At 58.3% G+C, this 14,996-nt stretch carries 15 protein-coding genes; 11 read left to right on the top strand and 4 right to left on the bottom strand.

Annotated features, from left to right (window positions below; genetic code table 11):
• Positions 1-92: 92 nt before the first annotated feature.
• The gene (locus G439_RS0105275) at positions 93-692 is read left to right on the top strand and encodes a GDSL-type esterase/lipase family protein (RefSeq protein WP_022868145.1); all 600 of its coding nucleotides are present in this window, start codon (positions 93-95) and stop codon (positions 690-692) included.
• 56 nt (positions 693-748) lie between these two features.
• On the opposite strand, the gene G439_RS12910 is transcribed toward G439_RS0105275, so the two are convergent.
• The 3 genes from G439_RS12910 to G439_RS11260 form a co-directional block, all read right to left on the bottom strand.
• Positions 749-823 carry a 50S ribosomal protein bL37 gene (locus G439_RS12910; RefSeq protein WP_424133829.1) on the bottom strand — a complete coding sequence of 25 codons (75 nt, stop codon included), beginning with the start codon at positions 821-823 and terminating at the stop codon, positions 749-751.
• A gap of 133 nt (positions 824-956) precedes the next feature.
• Positions 957-1,268, bottom strand: coding sequence for an anti-sigma factor RshA (locus G439_RS0105270; protein ID WP_022868144.1), 312 nt, complete (start codon positions 1,266-1,268; stop codon positions 957-959).
• Positions 1,258-1,893 (bottom strand): sigma-70 family RNA polymerase sigma factor, encoded by a 636-nt coding sequence (locus tag G439_RS11260; RefSeq protein ID WP_051125727.1) that lies wholly within the window; start codon positions 1,891-1,893, stop codon positions 1,258-1,260. The genes G439_RS0105270 and G439_RS11260 overlap by 11 nt, the downstream gene beginning before the upstream one ends.
• Positions 1,894-2,110: 217 nt before the next feature.
• On the opposite strand from G439_RS11260, the gene G439_RS11255 reads away from it, so the two are divergent.
• From G439_RS11255 to rsgA, 3 genes are read left to right on the top strand one after another with little or no spacing between them, the layout of a single operon-like run.
• Positions 2,111-2,635, top strand: a complete 525-nt coding sequence (locus G439_RS11255) for a DoxX family membrane protein (protein WP_022868142.1) — start codon at positions 2,111-2,113, stop codon at positions 2,633-2,635.
• The gene (aroA, locus tag G439_RS0105255) at positions 2,632-3,939 is read left to right on the top strand and encodes a 3-phosphoshikimate 1-carboxyvinyltransferase (protein ID WP_022868141.1); all 1,308 of its coding nucleotides are present in this window, start codon (positions 2,632-2,634) and stop codon (positions 3,937-3,939) included. The genes G439_RS11255 and aroA overlap by 4 nt, the downstream gene beginning before the upstream one ends.
• A complete protein-coding gene (gene rsgA / locus G439_RS0105250) occupies positions 3,936-5,018 on the top strand; it encodes a ribosome small subunit-dependent GTPase A (protein WP_131333539.1) in 1,083 nt (360 codons plus the stop codon). The genes aroA and rsgA overlap by 4 nt, the downstream gene beginning before the upstream one ends.
• A 9-nt stretch (positions 5,019-5,027) precedes the next feature.
• Here the strand turns inward: rsgA and G439_RS0105245 are convergent, their stop codons facing one another.
• Positions 5,028-6,851 (bottom strand): glycosyltransferase, encoded by a 1,824-nt coding sequence (locus tag G439_RS0105245; protein WP_022868139.1) that lies wholly within the window; start codon positions 6,849-6,851, stop codon positions 5,028-5,030.
• A gap of 224 nt (positions 6,852-7,075) precedes the next feature.
• Here G439_RS0105245 and G439_RS11250 point away from each other — a divergent pair, with 224 nt between their 5' ends.
• From G439_RS11250 to G439_RS0105210, 7 genes are read left to right on the top strand one after another with little or no spacing between them, the layout of a single operon-like run.
• Entirely contained in the window at positions 7,076-8,794 is a 1,719-nt protein-coding gene (locus tag G439_RS11250) for a CDP-glycerol glycerophosphotransferase family protein (protein ID WP_131333537.1), read from the top strand.
• Positions 8,791-9,522, top strand: a complete 732-nt coding sequence (locus G439_RS11245) for an IspD/TarI family cytidylyltransferase (RefSeq protein WP_022868137.1) — start codon at positions 8,791-8,793, stop codon at positions 9,520-9,522. Before G439_RS11250 ends, G439_RS11245 begins: the two co-directional genes overlap by 4 nt.
• On the top strand, positions 9,519-10,583 hold the full coding sequence (locus G439_RS11240) for an NAD-dependent epimerase/dehydratase family protein (RefSeq protein WP_022868136.1): 1,065 nt from the start codon (positions 9,519-9,521) through the stop codon (positions 10,581-10,583). The genes G439_RS11245 and G439_RS11240 overlap by 4 nt, the downstream gene beginning before the upstream one ends.
• 12 nt (positions 10,584-10,595) lie before the next feature.
• Positions 10,596-12,293 carry a glycosyltransferase family 2 protein gene (locus tag G439_RS0105225; protein ID WP_022868135.1) on the top strand — a complete coding sequence of 566 codons (1,698 nt, stop codon included), beginning with the start codon at positions 10,596-10,598 and terminating at the stop codon, positions 12,291-12,293.
• A complete protein-coding gene (locus G439_RS0105220; protein ID WP_022868134.1) occupies positions 12,290-13,123 on the top strand; it encodes an ABC transporter permease in 834 nt (277 codons plus the stop codon). Before G439_RS0105225 ends, G439_RS0105220 begins: the two co-directional genes overlap by 4 nt.
• A complete protein-coding gene (locus G439_RS0105215; protein ID WP_022868133.1) occupies positions 13,123-13,881 on the top strand; it encodes an ABC transporter ATP-binding protein in 759 nt (252 codons plus the stop codon). The genes G439_RS0105220 and G439_RS0105215 overlap by 1 nt, the downstream gene beginning before the upstream one ends.
• Before the next feature lie 12 nt (positions 13,882-13,893).
• Positions 13,894-14,988, top strand: coding sequence for an acyltransferase family protein (locus tag G439_RS0105210; protein WP_022868132.1), 1,095 nt, complete (start codon positions 13,894-13,896; stop codon positions 14,986-14,988).
• The last annotated feature ends 8 nt before the right edge of the window (positions 14,989-14,996 follow it).

Raw genomic sequence — 14,996 nt, 5'->3', positions numbered from 1 at the left:
GTTCTTTATGTTCGGGCGCGTAATCCCCCAATGTCGCCGGGTGACGGTGGATCATAGAACCATTGCAGTCCCCTGATCCAAGGAGCACCAGAATGCGCATCTGCGTGATCGGAGACGAATTGGTAGCCGGCACCGGCGACCCACGCGGACTCGGCTGGGTTGGGCGGGTCGTCGCACGGTCCCAGTTTGACTCACCTCCAGACATCATTTCTCTGTCCGTTCCCGGCGAGACGACGCGCGCTATGGCCGCCCGCTGGGAGTCCGAGGTCATGCTTCGTTTATCCGAGGGCGGGCCGCGCGGCCTCGTCATTGGTGTGGGCACAGCCGACGTCACCGCAGGGATTTCTCCGCCGCGCTCGCGCCTCAACCTCGCTAATATCACCGACCGAGCTGCCGCCCTTGGAGTTCCCTGCTTTGTTGTGGGGCCTGCTCCCCTGGCAGGTGTGGACCAGGCGTCGCTGAAAGCACTGTCGAAGTCGTGTGCCGAAGTGTGTACGAGGCGTGGCCTGCCCTACGTGGACACCTTTACTCCTCTGGTTGCTCACGATCAGTGGTTTGAGGATATGGCGGCGTCGCGAGCTCGCGCGGCCAACGATGCCACTTTGCCCGGGCAATCAGGGTATGCGCTGCTCGCCTGGCTGGTTTTGCACCAAGGTTGGTATGAGTGGACCGGAGCGCAGCCGCGCGCTTGAAAATACACGAATGCCCGGGGCCGTTGGCCTCCGGGCATCGTTTGAGTTTTTACGGCTCAGGCGTTGGGACGCTTGCCGTGGTTAGCGCCCTTCTTGGCGCGAGCTCGACGCTTACGGCCACGCTTCGACATTTCGTTCTCCTCGTTCGTCTGATTCAACTCAAATAGTTTGGCATATTCACGCGCCGATCACCAATGTGCCCACGGTGGGGGCGAGCAAACTCACGCCCTGCTCGCACAGGTCTGGTAGGGTGAAGAACCCGGTTTAGGAGCGTGACGAACGCACTGTTACTGACACTTCTGAGATGCGTTGGACGATGGTGGCCCTGACTGTGGCCGGCACTTCGACCTCGTAGCAGCTTCGCAGAAGGTGGCGCAGATGCTGTTCGGCATGAACTAAATCGCTGCAGTGCCCGCAGTGGGCAATGTGGCGGGCCATGAGCTCTCGCACGCGAGCTTGAGGGCCGTCCACCTGGCCGGAGTCAATGAGGTCACTGATCTCATCACAGGTCTGACAGTCCACCAGGGCAAAGATCTGAGCCTGGACCTCCTGGCATGTGGGCTCGTCACTCCTCATGATCTCCTCCAATTCCGTATTCGCCCGCCACCTGCGTGAGTTTGCCTCGCAGAATCTTGCGTGCCCGATGCAGTCGGGACATGACGGTGCCAATCGGCACGTCTAGCGTCTCGGCAATTTCCTTGTAGCTCAACCCGTCGACGTCGGCCAGTAGCACGATCATTCGGTGTTCTTCCGACAGCGATTCAAGCGCAGCGCGCACCTGCTCTGAGGGAATACCTTCAAGGGCTTCCACCTCGGCCGACACCAGGCCCCGCTCATCGTGAGAGGCGGCCTGAGCCAACTGCCAGTCTTCTACCGTGTCGGTGCCAGCATTTTTGGGAGAGCGCTGGGCCTTGCGATATTGCGTGATGTATGTGTTCGTCAAGATCCGGTAGAGCCAGGCTTTAATATTCGTCCCCGGCTGGTACTGATCGAACTTGGCATAGGCCTTGAGGTAGGTCTCTTGCAAAAGGTCTTCAGCGTCAGCCCTATTGCGCGTCATCCCCAGGGCTGCGCCGAAAAGCTGGTTCATAAGGGGCATGGCCTCAGTAGCGAAACGTTCCTCGCGGTCTTGAGGCTGGGCCAAATCGGCATCGCGGTGGTGGTCCTCGCCATTGAGGTTCGTCGTGGTGTCAGTGCTCATCGAGTCCAAGGATAGTCGTGCAGGTGTGTTCTGGTGCGCCGGTGCGCGGCGGACGAGGACGGCACTTGGACTCATATCTGGTACAACGACATGGACGCCGATCTCATTCCATCTGGTCGGCTGTTAAGCGAACTGGTCCGACCTGTTCGAGGGGTACGGCGCAAAATGCTTGTAATTTTCGGTGGCAAAGTATCCAAAATCACGGACAATAGGGAGTATGAACATTCTTCGCGCAATCGCCAGGCCTCTGCTCGCCACCCCTTTCATCGCTGATGGCGTCTCAGCCATGAAGCACCCAGACGATCACGTTCGCCAAGCGCAGTCTATTAAGCCCCTCCTGAACAAGATTGCTCCTCATCGGCAGATCACCGATGAGGACTTGCGTCGAACAACTCGCGCTTTGGGAGCAGTCACAACGTGTGCGGGAGTATGTTTCGCCCTGGGCAAGGCTCCCCGAGCGGCGGCCGCAACATTGACCGCTGTGGCCGTTCCAATGGCATTGGTGAACAATCCGGTCTGGCAGCAGGGCGATCCAGTTCAAAAGTCGGAGCATCGCACAGGCTTAATTGCTCGTCTTGGATTAGTTGGGGGGCTAGCCATTGCCTCGGTTGATCGCGAGGGACGCCCATCAGCCAAGTGGCATCTGGCGAATTGGCGTACCCATCGGGCAGCTCTGGCCGACGTGCGCTCCACAGAACGAGCTCGCGCCCAGGCCAAGATTGACAGGAAGCTCGGCGAGTGACGGATCTTTGGGCTGCGCCGGTCCATTCTTATCCCCTGAGAGCCACCGTCACGGTCCCCGGATCAAAGTCTCATACTGCTCGCGCCCTTTATCTTGGGGCGGTCGCTAACGCTGAGAGCGTTATTCACGGGGCTCTGCATGCCCGTGATACGCAACTCTTTTGCCGCGCATTGGAACAACTAGGCGCCTCGATTCACCGCGATGGGGATGCTCTGCGCGTCATCCCTATGAAGGTGCCACCGGAACATGAGGTAGCAATCGACTGCGGTCTAGCTGGAACAGTCATGCGTTTCTTGCCGCCGCTAGCCGCATTAGGTTCCCGACCGGCGCGTTTTGACGGTGACGAGGGCGCCAGGGTGAGGCCCTTGGCTCCACTCTTGGATGTGCTCACAAACTTGGGTGCCCAAGTGGTGTACGAGGGCAAGAAAGGTTTCCTCCCACTAACCATCACCGGTCCGCTCAAGGTAGGACCCGGAGCTCGTCTTGAAGTCGACGCCTCCTCGTCCTCGCAATTTTTGTCGGCCCTTTTACTTGCTGCCCCACTTTTGGGCGACGCGGTGACCGTAGAAACAACGGGACGCCTCGTATCAGCTCCCCACGTCGAGATGACTGCGCGGGCTATGCGGATGCGCGGCTGCGACGTCGAAGAAATTGACGAGGGCGACGATTTGACGCGTTGCTGGCACGTCCTGCCCGGCGGCCCTCACGGTGGAGAATTCTTCATCGAACCGGACCTGTCAAATGCCGGGCCCTTCTTGGCCGCGGCGATGGTCTGCGGTGGAACCGTGAATATTCCGGGTTGGCCACGCGATACCGATCAGGCTGGGGATTCGTGGCGGAACCTATTGGCCGACCTGGGCGCTGAGGTGACCTTGAACGATGATTCGCTGAGTGTCACCGGCCCCGGTGCCGGCAATTATGGTGGCCTCAATATTGATCTGTCGGAGGTTGGTGAACTTACCCCAACGCTTGTTGCCATCCTTGCGTTGGCTTCAACGCCATCCACGATTACTGGAATTGGTCACCTGCGCGGTCACGAAACCGACCGGCTGGCGGCTCTGGCCACCGAATTGAGGCGAATGGGCGGGGACGTCGACGAACTCGACGACGGTTTGGTGATTCGACCGCGTCCGCTGCACGGGGCCGACCTTGAGACGTACAAGGACCACCGAATGGCAACCTTCGGCGCAATTTTGGGGTTGGTGGTACCAGGCGTTCGGATACGAGACATCCAGACGACTTCTAAGACATTGCCCGATTTTGAGAGCATGTGGATGGGCATGTTGAAGGAGGGGAAGCTGTGATGGTGCGCGACATTGGAACTGATGATCCACGTGTTCGCGTACGCGCAGGAAAATCCTCGCGCCCACGCACAAAGAACCGGCCCAACTGGACAACAAAACCTCTGGGCCGTGTCATCGGCATTGATCGGGGCCGGTACCGAGTGATCCTCGACGAAGCTAGCGTGGAAGTTCAAGCAGTGCGCGCCAAAGAACTGGGGCGCGGGTCGATCATCATGGGTGACCATGTGCGTTTAACCGGTGACCTGTCGGGACGAGTCGATACTCTGGCACGAATTGTCGCCGTTGAAGAACGCGCCACCGTTTTGCGTCGCAGTCTTGAAGACGCCGCGGATCAAAAAGGCGAGAAAGCAATCGTTGCCAACGCACAGGTGATGTGCATTGTTGTGGCCTTGGCTGATCCACCCCCTCGAACGGGAATGATCGACCGCTGTCTCGTCGCTGCCTTCGAAGCCGGCCTCGAACCTCTTTTGTGTCTGACAAAGGCCGACTTAGCATCTCCCGACGAACTCATCGAGGCTTACCGTGACTTTGATGTCCGCGTTGTGGTGACGAATTTAGGTGGAGCTGACGATTCTTTAAGCCCTGGCAACGACGGCGTTGATGCTATACGAGAACTCCTCGCGGGCCGCTTTTCCGTCCTCGTTGGGCATTCTGGTGTCGGCAAGTCGACTCTCATTAATGCCCTTGTCCCCCACGCTCACAGGGCAGTGGGGCACGTCAACGAGGTGACGGGGCGCGGCCGCCACACCTCGACTTCGTCCCAGGCTTTCGAGCTCCCTACGGGCGGGTGGATCGTCGATACTCCGGGAGTGCGTTCCTTCGGCTTGGGCCACGTTTCCGTTGACGATGTCCTGGGTGTTTTTCCCGATGTCGCCGACGCGACCCAGTGGTGTCTTCCCCTATGCACGCATCTGCCCGATGAGGTCAGTTGTGCTTTGGACACGTGGCGCACAGGCGGCACTCCCTTCGAAGCAATTGACGAGGACGAGGCCGAGCGCAGGAGTCACCGCGTGGAGTCAGCCAGGCGCCTACTTGACGCTGTTGCCACCGCCGAAGCGGTGTCGAAGGCTGCAAGATAGGGCCGCCGGTCAGCGGAACCAGAGGAATCGTCCGACGTTCTGGTAGAGGGTTTTACGTACCTCAGCGGGAATGAGCCGGTAGGCGCCGCGCACGACAACATTGCGCGCATACTGGCCAGGATTAATGATGCGGCTGTCGAGAAGATGTTCTTGGAGGGCAAGCTCTGAGTGGAACATCTGCATTCCGCCGCGGCGCCGGTAGGCTCCATCACCGATGCGATACAGCACCAGCGGCTCTTGCAGATTGCAGCAGGGGATACCCATGTGAACCATGCGAGCAAAGAGCCAGTAGTCCTCCATGTGATCGACGTGTTCGTAGCCGCCAGCGCTGGCCACGGCGCTCTTGGTGTAGACCACCGTCGGGTGGTTAAAGGGATCTCGGTGGGCGATGGTATTGCGAATTTCGCGCGTCCCCATGGGCATACGACGCACCAGGCCAGTGTCGCGCTCATTGGATTCAAATTCGGCAATGGATGAGCCGACCAGCTCAAATCCCTGCTCAATGAGCGGAATCTGAAGGCTGAAACGGCCAGGCAGCGAAATGTCGTCGGCGTCGGCGCGAGCCACGACCTCGTAGCGGCACGCTGCCAAACCTTCATTGAGGGCGTTGGCCAGGCCAGAATTGGTTGCAATTCGCACGACAGTGACGGCCACTCCTGCGGCGAGTTCGGGTCGGCGGCCTTTCTGGCAGGCAGTAATGACTGCGTCAATCCGTGGGTCGACGGGCCCATCGCACACGATGACAATTTGGGAGGGGCGGCGAACCTGGTCTGCACCGATGGAACGGATCGACCGGATGAAGTGTTCTGGTCGATCTGCCTTCCATACGGGCAGTAATACCGAGAACGGCAAGTTGGTGGGAACGTCTTTGCCCGACGGCGCAGGATGTTCTGGGGTACCGGCTTCCAAGACTGCGACCTCGCGTCCCACAGGGGTGTCCCATAGAACTTCGGTGGTTGGTCGCGGAGTGTGAGTGCCGACGTGGAAGCCTCGTGCGAGGTCGCGCAGCCGATCACGTTTATTCGTTGTCCTGGCGAGCATGCGAGCCCAACGCAAAGCTGTGGCTCCAGCGAAAGCTGCGGAGTCGATCGGACCCAGTGCGCGTGATCGAGTAAAGACCCACATTTTGTTGCGTACTTCGTTAAAGAAACGCTCTCCGGGGTCTATATCAGTGGAGTTGGCAAATTCTTTCGTACGGTGTTCGACTCGCGCCGCACCAACATACAAGCCGACGCGGTGGCGTAGCAGGCGAGCGGTGTATTCGAAATCGTCGTTCCACAAGAAGTAGTCGGCGACAGGCAGGCCTTCTTCTCGGATGGCGCGAGCGTCGATGAGAACAGCTACAAAGGACGCCGTGCGGATCTGCTTGGCTCCAACGAGGGCCGCATGTTTTTTGAGTTGGGCGCTGACTCCGAATCGTTCACGCGGGGTATTCATCGGATGTTCGCGCCCGTCAATCCAGTTGGCGCGACAGGCCAGGAGCGCGGGAGTGCCCGGGTATCGGGATCTGGCTCGAAGCAACTCTTCCAGGGCTGTGGCACTGGGAACGGTGTCGTCATCCATGAGCCAGACGAGGTCGGCGCCCGAGCTCACTGCCCGGGCGATACCCGCTGCGAAGCCTCCGGCTCCACCCAAATTCGTGCCGATGGAGACGACGTCGGTGACACGCGGGTGGCTCTGCGCAATGTCGGCGGTGGCGTCAGTAGACGCGTTATCGACGACGACGAGGGCGTCTAGTGGGCGCGTTTGTGCTTCGAGGGCGTCCAGGGTGTCGGGGAGCATGTGGGCGCGGTTGTACGCAACGACAACACCTGCGACTTTCACATGATCCATCCGGTCAGAATATCGGCCTTGCGACCCATCCCCCGCTATGCTGCGCGCAGTGTGATGCAGTCCTCCACCGGTTGTTACGCATCCGTGATCGTCCCTCAACGTTTTCGTGATCATCCCGCGCAATCCGGGCTTGAGTAGCGCATCCCGCTATAGTTTGAGGAAAGCTCTACCCCTCGTAGGAAGGCCGAAATCTCCTCGTGTCGACTTCGCCTAGCGCACAACCCATGACTCTCGAGCGCTTCTACATCACCTCGATCACATGGGAGAGGGTCAACCTGCGTTTCGCGGTCGAGCGGCGCACCGTGGCCGCAGATCCCCTCCATCCCCACGAGCAGGCGATCACAGCTTTAACTGACGAACTCGTAGCTCCTGTGGCCTCGGCCCAGTCTGACCCGAGCAGCCGGATCGTCCTGTGGCGCGCCCGCGAAGCGAGCCATGTCCTGAACGCAGACAGTATTGATTCGCACCATTGGCAGGTCCGCATCAATGTCACGAATTTTGAGAAGCGACGCCAGATCCCCAACGGCACATGGCGTTTGGCTATACGCACGTCAAACGGGTGGGCGCCCGTCCTCTTCGATGTCGAAAAAGCCGATGAGCTTGACGATCTGTCCCGCTCATTCCTGCACGCTAATAACTCGCGCGTCTACACGGTGAACTTCTCTTTAGGTGACACGACGCCCGAACTCGTCATACGCACCTATTTTTTCGCCCGAGGACGAGGCCGCACCCCAGACGTCATCACTGGTGTCCGCCAGGGCCTCAAGCGCCACTGGAAGCGCGGTAAACGCGATGCACTCCTAGCGGCCTATAGGGCTTCCCTGGCCGCCCACCCAAATCGCGCCAATACGATCCTTTTTGCATCCGAAGCTCGCCCCAGCTTGCAGGGCAATCTGCGCGCCATTCGTGATCGGATGCTTGAACGCGGCCTCGACAAGAACTTTGAGTTCCTCTACTCGTTTAGAACCGAAGCAATGAGCGACCGTAAGACGGCCCTGCGTTTGGCCTGGCTGCTGGGCAGTGCGGGGACCATCATCATTGACGACTACTTCGTGCTACTGGATTCTTTCCCAGTAGACGGCAACCACACCATCATCCAGGCATGGCACGCTGGTTCGGGTTTCAAAGACGTTGGCTACTCGCGTTTCGGTAAGGCTGGTTCACCAAGCCTCCGTAATGCCCACCGCCACTACACCTACGCCATTTGTGGTTCTGAAAAGTTGCGCGATGTCTACGCCGAAGTCTTTGGTATCGAACGCGACAATGTCATCCCCACGGGGCTGCCAAGAATCGACGATTTCCTCAACGAGCGTCGTATCGCCTCAGCCAAGAAAACCTTTGCCTCGATGTTCCCGCAGGCTTTAGGAAAACGCGTCATTCTTTTCGCGCCCACGTTCAGAGGTCGCGGCATGACGGATGCCTACTACGACTGGGACCGTTTCGATTTTGAGGCCCTGTACGAGGCTCTTGGGCAAGATTCGGTATTTCTTGTGCGCCAGCATCATTTCGTCGATGCACCAGCGCCAATTCCGAGCCATCTGCGCGACCGGATTATTGACGCGCACGCCTACCCTGACACCAATGATCTTTTGCACAACTGCGACGTAATGATCACCGACTATTCCTCGATCATCTACGAGTACTCGCTCTTGGGTCGCCCAATGGTGTTTTACGCCTACGATCTCGACATGTACGCCGCAACGCGCGGAATGCATCGCGACTATCGAGCAACGGCACCTGGAGAAGTGGCGACAACCTTTGACGAGCTGCTCGATCTACTGGCCAAACCAACCTTGGATGCTCCTAAGACTGCGGCCTTTGTTCAGGACAACTTCGACCACACTGACGCCGCAAACGCGGATCGCTTCATCGATTGGCTGCTGCTGGATCGTATGCCGCAGCGCTACCGCACTGACCGTTCACCAACAGGAGAGATTCGATGAATGTCGCTTTAATTTTCGCCGGCGGCTCGGGAACTCGAATGAATTCGGCTGCCGTACCCAAGCAATTCTTGGAAATTTACGGGCGTCCCGTCATCGTTCACACCCTCCAACAATTCCAAGAACATCCCGATATTGACGCAATCATCGTGGTCATCCTTGAAGAGTTTTTTGACGAGATGATCTCTCTGGTGGACCGTTACAAATTGACGAAGGTCAAGTGGATGGTTCCGGGCGGATCAACCGGCCAAGAATCGCGACACCGGGGACTGAAAACTCTGGCTGAACAGTGCCCGCACGATTCCATCGTGCTCATTCACGACGGAGTGCGTCCGTTGGTCAACGCAGACCTCATCTCTCGCAATATTGACTCGGTGCGCAAATATGGCACAGGAGTCACGTGCACGAAAGCCAATGAAACTATCGTGGTGGCCTCGGGCGATGAATTAACGGATGTCATTCCACGCGACCCACTGTGGACAGCTCAGGCTCCACAGTCTTTCCGCCTGGACGAGGCCCTCTCGGTGTACGACCGTGCCGTGTCCGAAGGCGAGCATGACTCTATTGACACGTGCTCCCTTTATCGTCGCTACGCAATGCCCGTTAAGAAAGTGGCAGGCCCCCACACGAATATCAAGATCACGACGAGTTCAGACTTTTATGTGGCGAGAACCTTCTTCACTCTCTTAGAAGATGAGAAGGCCTTTGGTATTAAGGCGAATGTCGAATGATGCGGCCCAGCGAAACACCGGCAGCTGACCGCCTTCACTTTGTCGAGGACGCCAGTCGGGTTGTCAGTCTGAATCTGCCGTGGGATGCATTGTCGGGACAGTCCATTTTGGTCACCGGCGCCTCGGGAATGATCCCCATGCACACCGCAGTGGTGTTGACACAGGCCAACGATCGGTTCGACCTCGATCTTTCAATCACACTGCTCGTTCGCGACGAAGCCCGGGCACGCGCCAGGCTCGGCTCCCTGTGCGAGCACCCCAACGTCCATCTCATCGCCGCAGACGTGAGCCAAGCCGATCTATCCGGCCGCCATTTCGAAACGATCTTTCACGGCGCATCTCCGGCCCGCCCCAGCCTGCACGCCACCAACCCATCAGGCACGCTCAAAGCCAACGCGATTGGGACAATCCGCATGTTGGATCTACTCGCCGACACAGGTGGGTCCTTTGTACTCATGTCGTCCTCAGAGGTCTACGGAGCCCACCCCGGCGGGGGTCTCCTTTCTGAAACTGACTTTGGGCCCCTGGATCCCTACAATGTGCGCGGCTGCTACTTCGAGGGCAAACGCCTAGCTGAAACATCGGTGGCTGTCTACGCCGAACAATTCGGTATCCGACCAACAGTTGTGCGATTTGGGCACGTCTACGGCCCCGGTATGGCCCTTGACGACGGGCGAGTCCAAGCAGACTTTGCTGCAGACGTCGCTGCCGGACGTGACATTGTTTTAACGGGAGACGGAACAGCCGTACGCACCTACACCTATGTGTCTGACGCTGTAGCTGGAATGTTCACTGCCGTTCTTGTTGGCAAAGATCCCGTGTATAACGTGGCCGACCCTAACGGAGCCGTGTCTATCCGTCAGCTGGCTCAAGCCTTCATTGCCTCGCGCCCCCAGGCCGGTTTATCTGTGCGATTTGCTCAGGGGGCGCCCGCCAAGGGCGTATCTTCCCAAAAGGTTCTCAGTTTAGATTCGACGCGGTTAATCGAATTGGGTTGGGCACCACAAGTGGCGTTGGTCGACGGCGTCACCCGAATGGTCGACGCGCTGTCCTCCAAATAGACGGGATTTGCCATGACTGATATTCAGCGCTGGTCCGCCTCCGACCCGCAGGGCGCGGGTTTCGTGTGGGCGACCCTGCTGCCTGCGGCGCTGTGGCGACGCGTCACGGCTGGCAAGGTACGGCTCACGGTCCGCGGCAAAGGCGTCATCACTCTCATGGCGCGAACCAAAGGCCAATCGTATGAGAAAGCCCAGCTCACAGACGGCACCTCCCTCACTATTGCTTTAACGGATGACTGGTATTGGTTGGCGGGTGAAAGCTCCTCATCCATTGACGAGGTCACCTGGTCCATCGATGAAGAGATCACGCTGAGCCCTGTCGTTGCCATCATCCCAACCATTGGTCGCGTCCGCGAAACCATCGTGCAGGTCGAAGGATTCATGCGCTCAGGCCAAGTCGATCAAGTCCTCGTCATCGATCAGGCCCAGGTTCTAGATAGCAACGACGATTTCGCTTCTGTGATGGCACAGAGCGCAGATCGAGTCCGGCTGATTACCCAAGCTAATTTTGGCGGATCCGGCGGCTACGCGCGGGGCATGATCGAGTCGTTGGCCCTACCAGATCACGCCGTACTCCTGTCCGATGATGACGCCTTCCTCCCCGCTGAGTCCCTGCGCCGCATGCGTGTCTACCAGGCGTTGGCGGCCCAGCGTTCAAAGAGGACGATCATGGGGACACCCGTTCTCGACGTGGACGAACCAACTCGATTACAGATCTGCGCCGAATACGTGCGTGATCGTGATTTCTTCTGGACAAAAGCAGACGCATTAACAACGCCTCGGTCCACGTTAGAAGACCCGGCCGCCCTCGTCGACGCATTGGAACGACACCACCAACCAAACTACACCGGATGGTGGGGATGCCTGCTGCCCCCGGGGACCGTCAACGAGGTCGGACTGCCCGCCCCCTTCTTCCTCAAATGGGATGACGCCGAATATGGGCTTCGCGCCCACCGGCTTGGATACGACATCGAAGTCTTACCCGGCACAGGAGTCTGGCATCCGCGTTGGGACACGACCTCGACACTGTGGAGTTGGACGGGCGTCCTCACCCACAGAAACCGGTTGGCCTCTGCTGCAGCAACCGGCGCCTCCAGAGGAGTCCTAGCATCCTCCCTCGCTCACCAGGCCAAGCACATCCTCTCTTTGCAATACGCAGTCGCCGGATCGTGGGCAAGTGCAGCGCAGCAATTTGGTGCGGGGGCCGGATGGCTCGGCAAAGATCTGCTTGCGGCACGAGCGAACGCACAGTCAATATGGAACCGCGAACACAGTCGAAGCGTCGAACATGGCGCGGCAACGCAAGATCGTGTCGCCAAAGCTGCAACGCGAGTGAGCAATTGGCGCGCCGCCCGCTCTTCCAACACAATCCGCGCTGTCGCCTCGCTCTTTACCCCATCTCGATTCATCCACGACATTCGCGCAGTCCCCGCCCACACCTACGCGTGGTGGGACTCCCTGGGTGCTGACCGAGTCATTGTCGAGGACGGCGAGCACGCACACATATTGGCGCGCGACACCGCGCGGGCGTGGCGGCTTCTAGCAGCCAGCGCAGGCCAGCACGCCGACCTCGCACTACGTTGGAATCAGCTGATCGACGAGTACTCTCGAACACTGGTGCACGCCAGCACCCTGGAGCAGTGGACACACCTACTCCAGATCGACCAGCCAGCGCCCCACGCGTCGGCCCAGCGGAAGGAGAACCCATGAGCCGGGGACACTCCAGCGGCGCCCGTATCAGCCCAACCCAACGCCTCACGGCCATCTGGGATAACCGTCGAATCTTGTGGTTGCTGGTCAAACGTGACCTGAAAGTCCGCTACGCCGACTCAATCCTGGGCTACGTCTGGTCGGTGCTCGACCCGCTGGTCATGGGATTGATCTACTGGTTTGTCTTCACCATTATTTTCCACCGTTCCGTCGGCCAGGAGCCCTACATCATTTTCCTTTTGACCACGCTACTGCCGTGGTTGTGGTTCCAAATCACCCTGACTGACGGGACAAAGTCAATCACCACGCAGCAACGTCTAGTCAGATCCACGGCGATCCCCCGCGAAATTTGGGTACTGCGATCCGTATGCGCTCGCGGCATTGAGTTCCTACTGTCCTTGCCGGTCCTGGTGATTTTCTGTGTCTTTTATCGCCCCGATCTCAACGCCTACCTATGGCTTTTCCCCGTGGGCGCCCTCATGCAATTCCTCTTGCTTACGGGTTTGTGCTTCATTACCGCGCCGCTAATGGTGATTCTTAAAGATATTGAGCCGCTGGTGAGGATGGCAACACGCTTCCTTTTCTACGCCTCCCCCATCATCTACGGCATCGGTGATGTGATCGGTAATGAACGTATGCCCGAGCTCATTCAAAGCCTCTACCTCCTTAATCCTCTGGCGGGCATTTTCACGGCCTTCCGCGCAGGACTTTTCCCCACCGAACTGGACTGGACGGCGATTGGGGTTGGAGCGGTGATCTGCGTGCTGACTTTTATTGCTGGATGCGTGTTCTTTGCGCGTACCGAACGCGCTTTCTTAAAGGAGATCTGATGGGACACAAAGACGCGATCATTCGCGTGCACGACACCGGGGTGTTCTTCAATAAGGGACGCAAGTCAGAATCTTTACGAGACAAACTCCTATTCCGTCCAAAGAACTCGGCAAATTTGCCTCAAGACCAGGCATTCTGGGCTCTGCGCCACGTCAGTTTCGATGTGAAACCCGGCGAAGCCATCGGTGTGGTGGGCCGTAATGGGTCGGGTAAGTCAACGCTTCTCAAACTTGTTTCGGGAGTCATGTTGCCCGATGAAGGCACGATCGATGTGCGCGAACCCGTTGCACCGCTCATTGAGCTCACAGGAGGCTTCGAGCCGAACCTCACCGGCCGCGAAAACATCACCCTGGCTGCGGGTCTGCACGGCATGTCACGGAGCCAATTGGACGACCAATTCGACGAGATCGTTGATTTCTCAGGGGTCAAAGATTTTCTCGACACCCCTTTCCGCCACTACTCCTCCGGCATGAAGGTACGTCTGGCATTCTCAGTGATTTCAGTGTTAGACGCTCCAATCCTCATGGTGGATGAAGTACTGGCCGTGGGCGACCAAGGCTTTAAAGACAAGTGCTACGGACGTATCCAGGAGAGGCTCAACCAGGGGCACACCCTCTTCCTCGTGTCGCACTCAGAAAAAGACCTCACGCGTTTTTGCGACCGCGCCCTTTACCTCAAAGACGGAGCGTTGACCCAAGACGGATCGCTGGCAGAGGTAATGAAGAACTACAAAGCCGACTCCTCTGCATCTAGCTGAAAGCTGTCCGTCATGCTCGTGTCTTCCGAGGCGCCCTGTGTCCGTCGCGATCCGCGCGTCGATTCCCTTAAAGGCATCCTGATCGTCATGGTGGTTATTGGCCACGTCGTCTTGCGATGGGCTCACCGAGAACCACTTTTCGAGTTCGTGTACTGGTTGATCTACCTGGTTCACATGCCCGCTTTCGCGTTCACCTCAGGATTGGTGATATCCAATCCTGCCAGTTCAGCGCGTCGGGCTATCGGTTCGTTAGCCCCTGTGTATCTGGGGTTGTCGGTGCTACATGTTTTCATTCGGGCAATCGAAGTTCCGGGCGATCATGGGATCCAGTGGGAGATTCTGTGGAGGCCGGGGCTGTTGTGGTACCTACTTGCCCTCATGGTGTGGCAACTAGTGTTACCCGCAATAACGCGCCTTAAACGATGGGTAGCGCTGACGGGTGCAGTGTTTGCATCTCTGGGCGTTGGTTTTGTCGAGGGCCTGGACAAAGACTTCTCAATCTCACGCATTATTGTGTTCCTTCCCTTTTTTCTGGCCGGACACTACGTTGGGTTGCCGGGTTTTCAACGGCTTGCGCAAGCAGTGTCAGGGCGCAGGTGGCGCACAGTGTTGCCTGCGGTTACGGTGGTAGCTTTAGCTGCTTTCTTCACCGTGGATGAACGTTTCCGCATCTCGCAGTTGACCGGGCAAAAGCCCTATTGGGACACCGGCGATGAGCTGTGGTACGGCTTGATTGTTCGCATCTGCGTCATTGTCTGCACCAGCATCTTTATCGTTGCCCTCGTTGCCATCATTCCGCAGGACCACTGTCACGCAACACTGTGGGGCAGACGTTCGATGGCTATCTATGTCTTCCACCTTTACGTGGTCTACCTGTTGGATTGGTTCAAAGGTGACGTTCATTCCGTCACGGCAATGATTCTTTTGGCTCTGATCTGGACGGTGCTCGCAGTGCGGATCACGGGCTCACGATTGGCGATGCGCCTTTTGGATCTCATATCGGCTGCTTTGATGCGGGCGTGGGATGTGGTGGTGACTCGTCCTGTCGTAGCTGTCTTCCGTAGACTCACCAGATCGATAGGGCAAGCCCCAACGTCTGTCGGTTAGCGCCCGCA

The sequence above is a fragment of the Schaalia vaccimaxillae DSM 15804 genome, assembly GCF_000420425.1.
Taxonomy (GTDB): Bacteria; Actinomycetota; Actinomycetes; order Actinomycetales; family Actinomycetaceae; genus Pauljensenia; species Pauljensenia vaccimaxillae.
The sequence above is the reverse complement of the archived record's forward strand: the minus strand, read 5'-3'. Positions and strand labels throughout refer to the sequence as shown.

Excerpts from the sequence above, each read along its gene's own strand:
- G439_RS0105275 (WP_022868145.1), top strand. The coding sequence starts at position 93 with ATGCGCATCTGCGTGATCGGAGACGAATTGGTAGCCGGCACCGGCGAC.
- G439_RS0105270 (WP_022868144.1), bottom strand. The coding sequence starts at position 1,268 with ATGAGGAGTGACGAGCCCACATGCCAGGAGGTCCAGGCTCAGATCTTT.
- G439_RS11260 (WP_051125727.1), bottom strand. The coding sequence starts at position 1,893 with ATGAGCACTGACACCACGACGAACCTCAATGGCGAGGACCACCACCGC.
- G439_RS11255 (WP_022868142.1), top strand. The coding sequence starts at position 2,111 with ATGAACATTCTTCGCGCAATCGCCAGGCCTCTGCTCGCCACCCCTTTC.
- G439_RS0105245 (WP_022868139.1), bottom strand. The coding sequence starts at position 6,851 with ATGGATCATGTGAAAGTCGCAGGTGTTGTCGTTGCGTACAACCGCGCC.
- G439_RS11250 (WP_131333537.1), top strand. The coding sequence starts at position 7,076 with ATGACTCTCGAGCGCTTCTACATCACCTCGATCACATGGGAGAGGGTC.
- G439_RS11245 (WP_022868137.1), top strand. The coding sequence starts at position 8,791 with ATGAATGTCGCTTTAATTTTCGCCGGCGGCTCGGGAACTCGAATGAAT.
- G439_RS11240 (WP_022868136.1), top strand. The coding sequence starts at position 9,519 with ATGATGCGGCCCAGCGAAACACCGGCAGCTGACCGCCTTCACTTTGTC.
- G439_RS0105225 (WP_022868135.1), top strand. The coding sequence starts at position 10,596 with ATGACTGATATTCAGCGCTGGTCCGCCTCCGACCCGCAGGGCGCGGGT.
- G439_RS0105220 (WP_022868134.1), top strand. The coding sequence starts at position 12,290 with ATGAGCCGGGGACACTCCAGCGGCGCCCGTATCAGCCCAACCCAACGC.
- G439_RS0105215 (WP_022868133.1), top strand. The coding sequence starts at position 13,123 with ATGGGACACAAAGACGCGATCATTCGCGTGCACGACACCGGGGTGTTC.
- G439_RS0105210 (WP_022868132.1), top strand. The coding sequence starts at position 13,894 with ATGCTCGTGTCTTCCGAGGCGCCCTGTGTCCGTCGCGATCCGCGCGTC.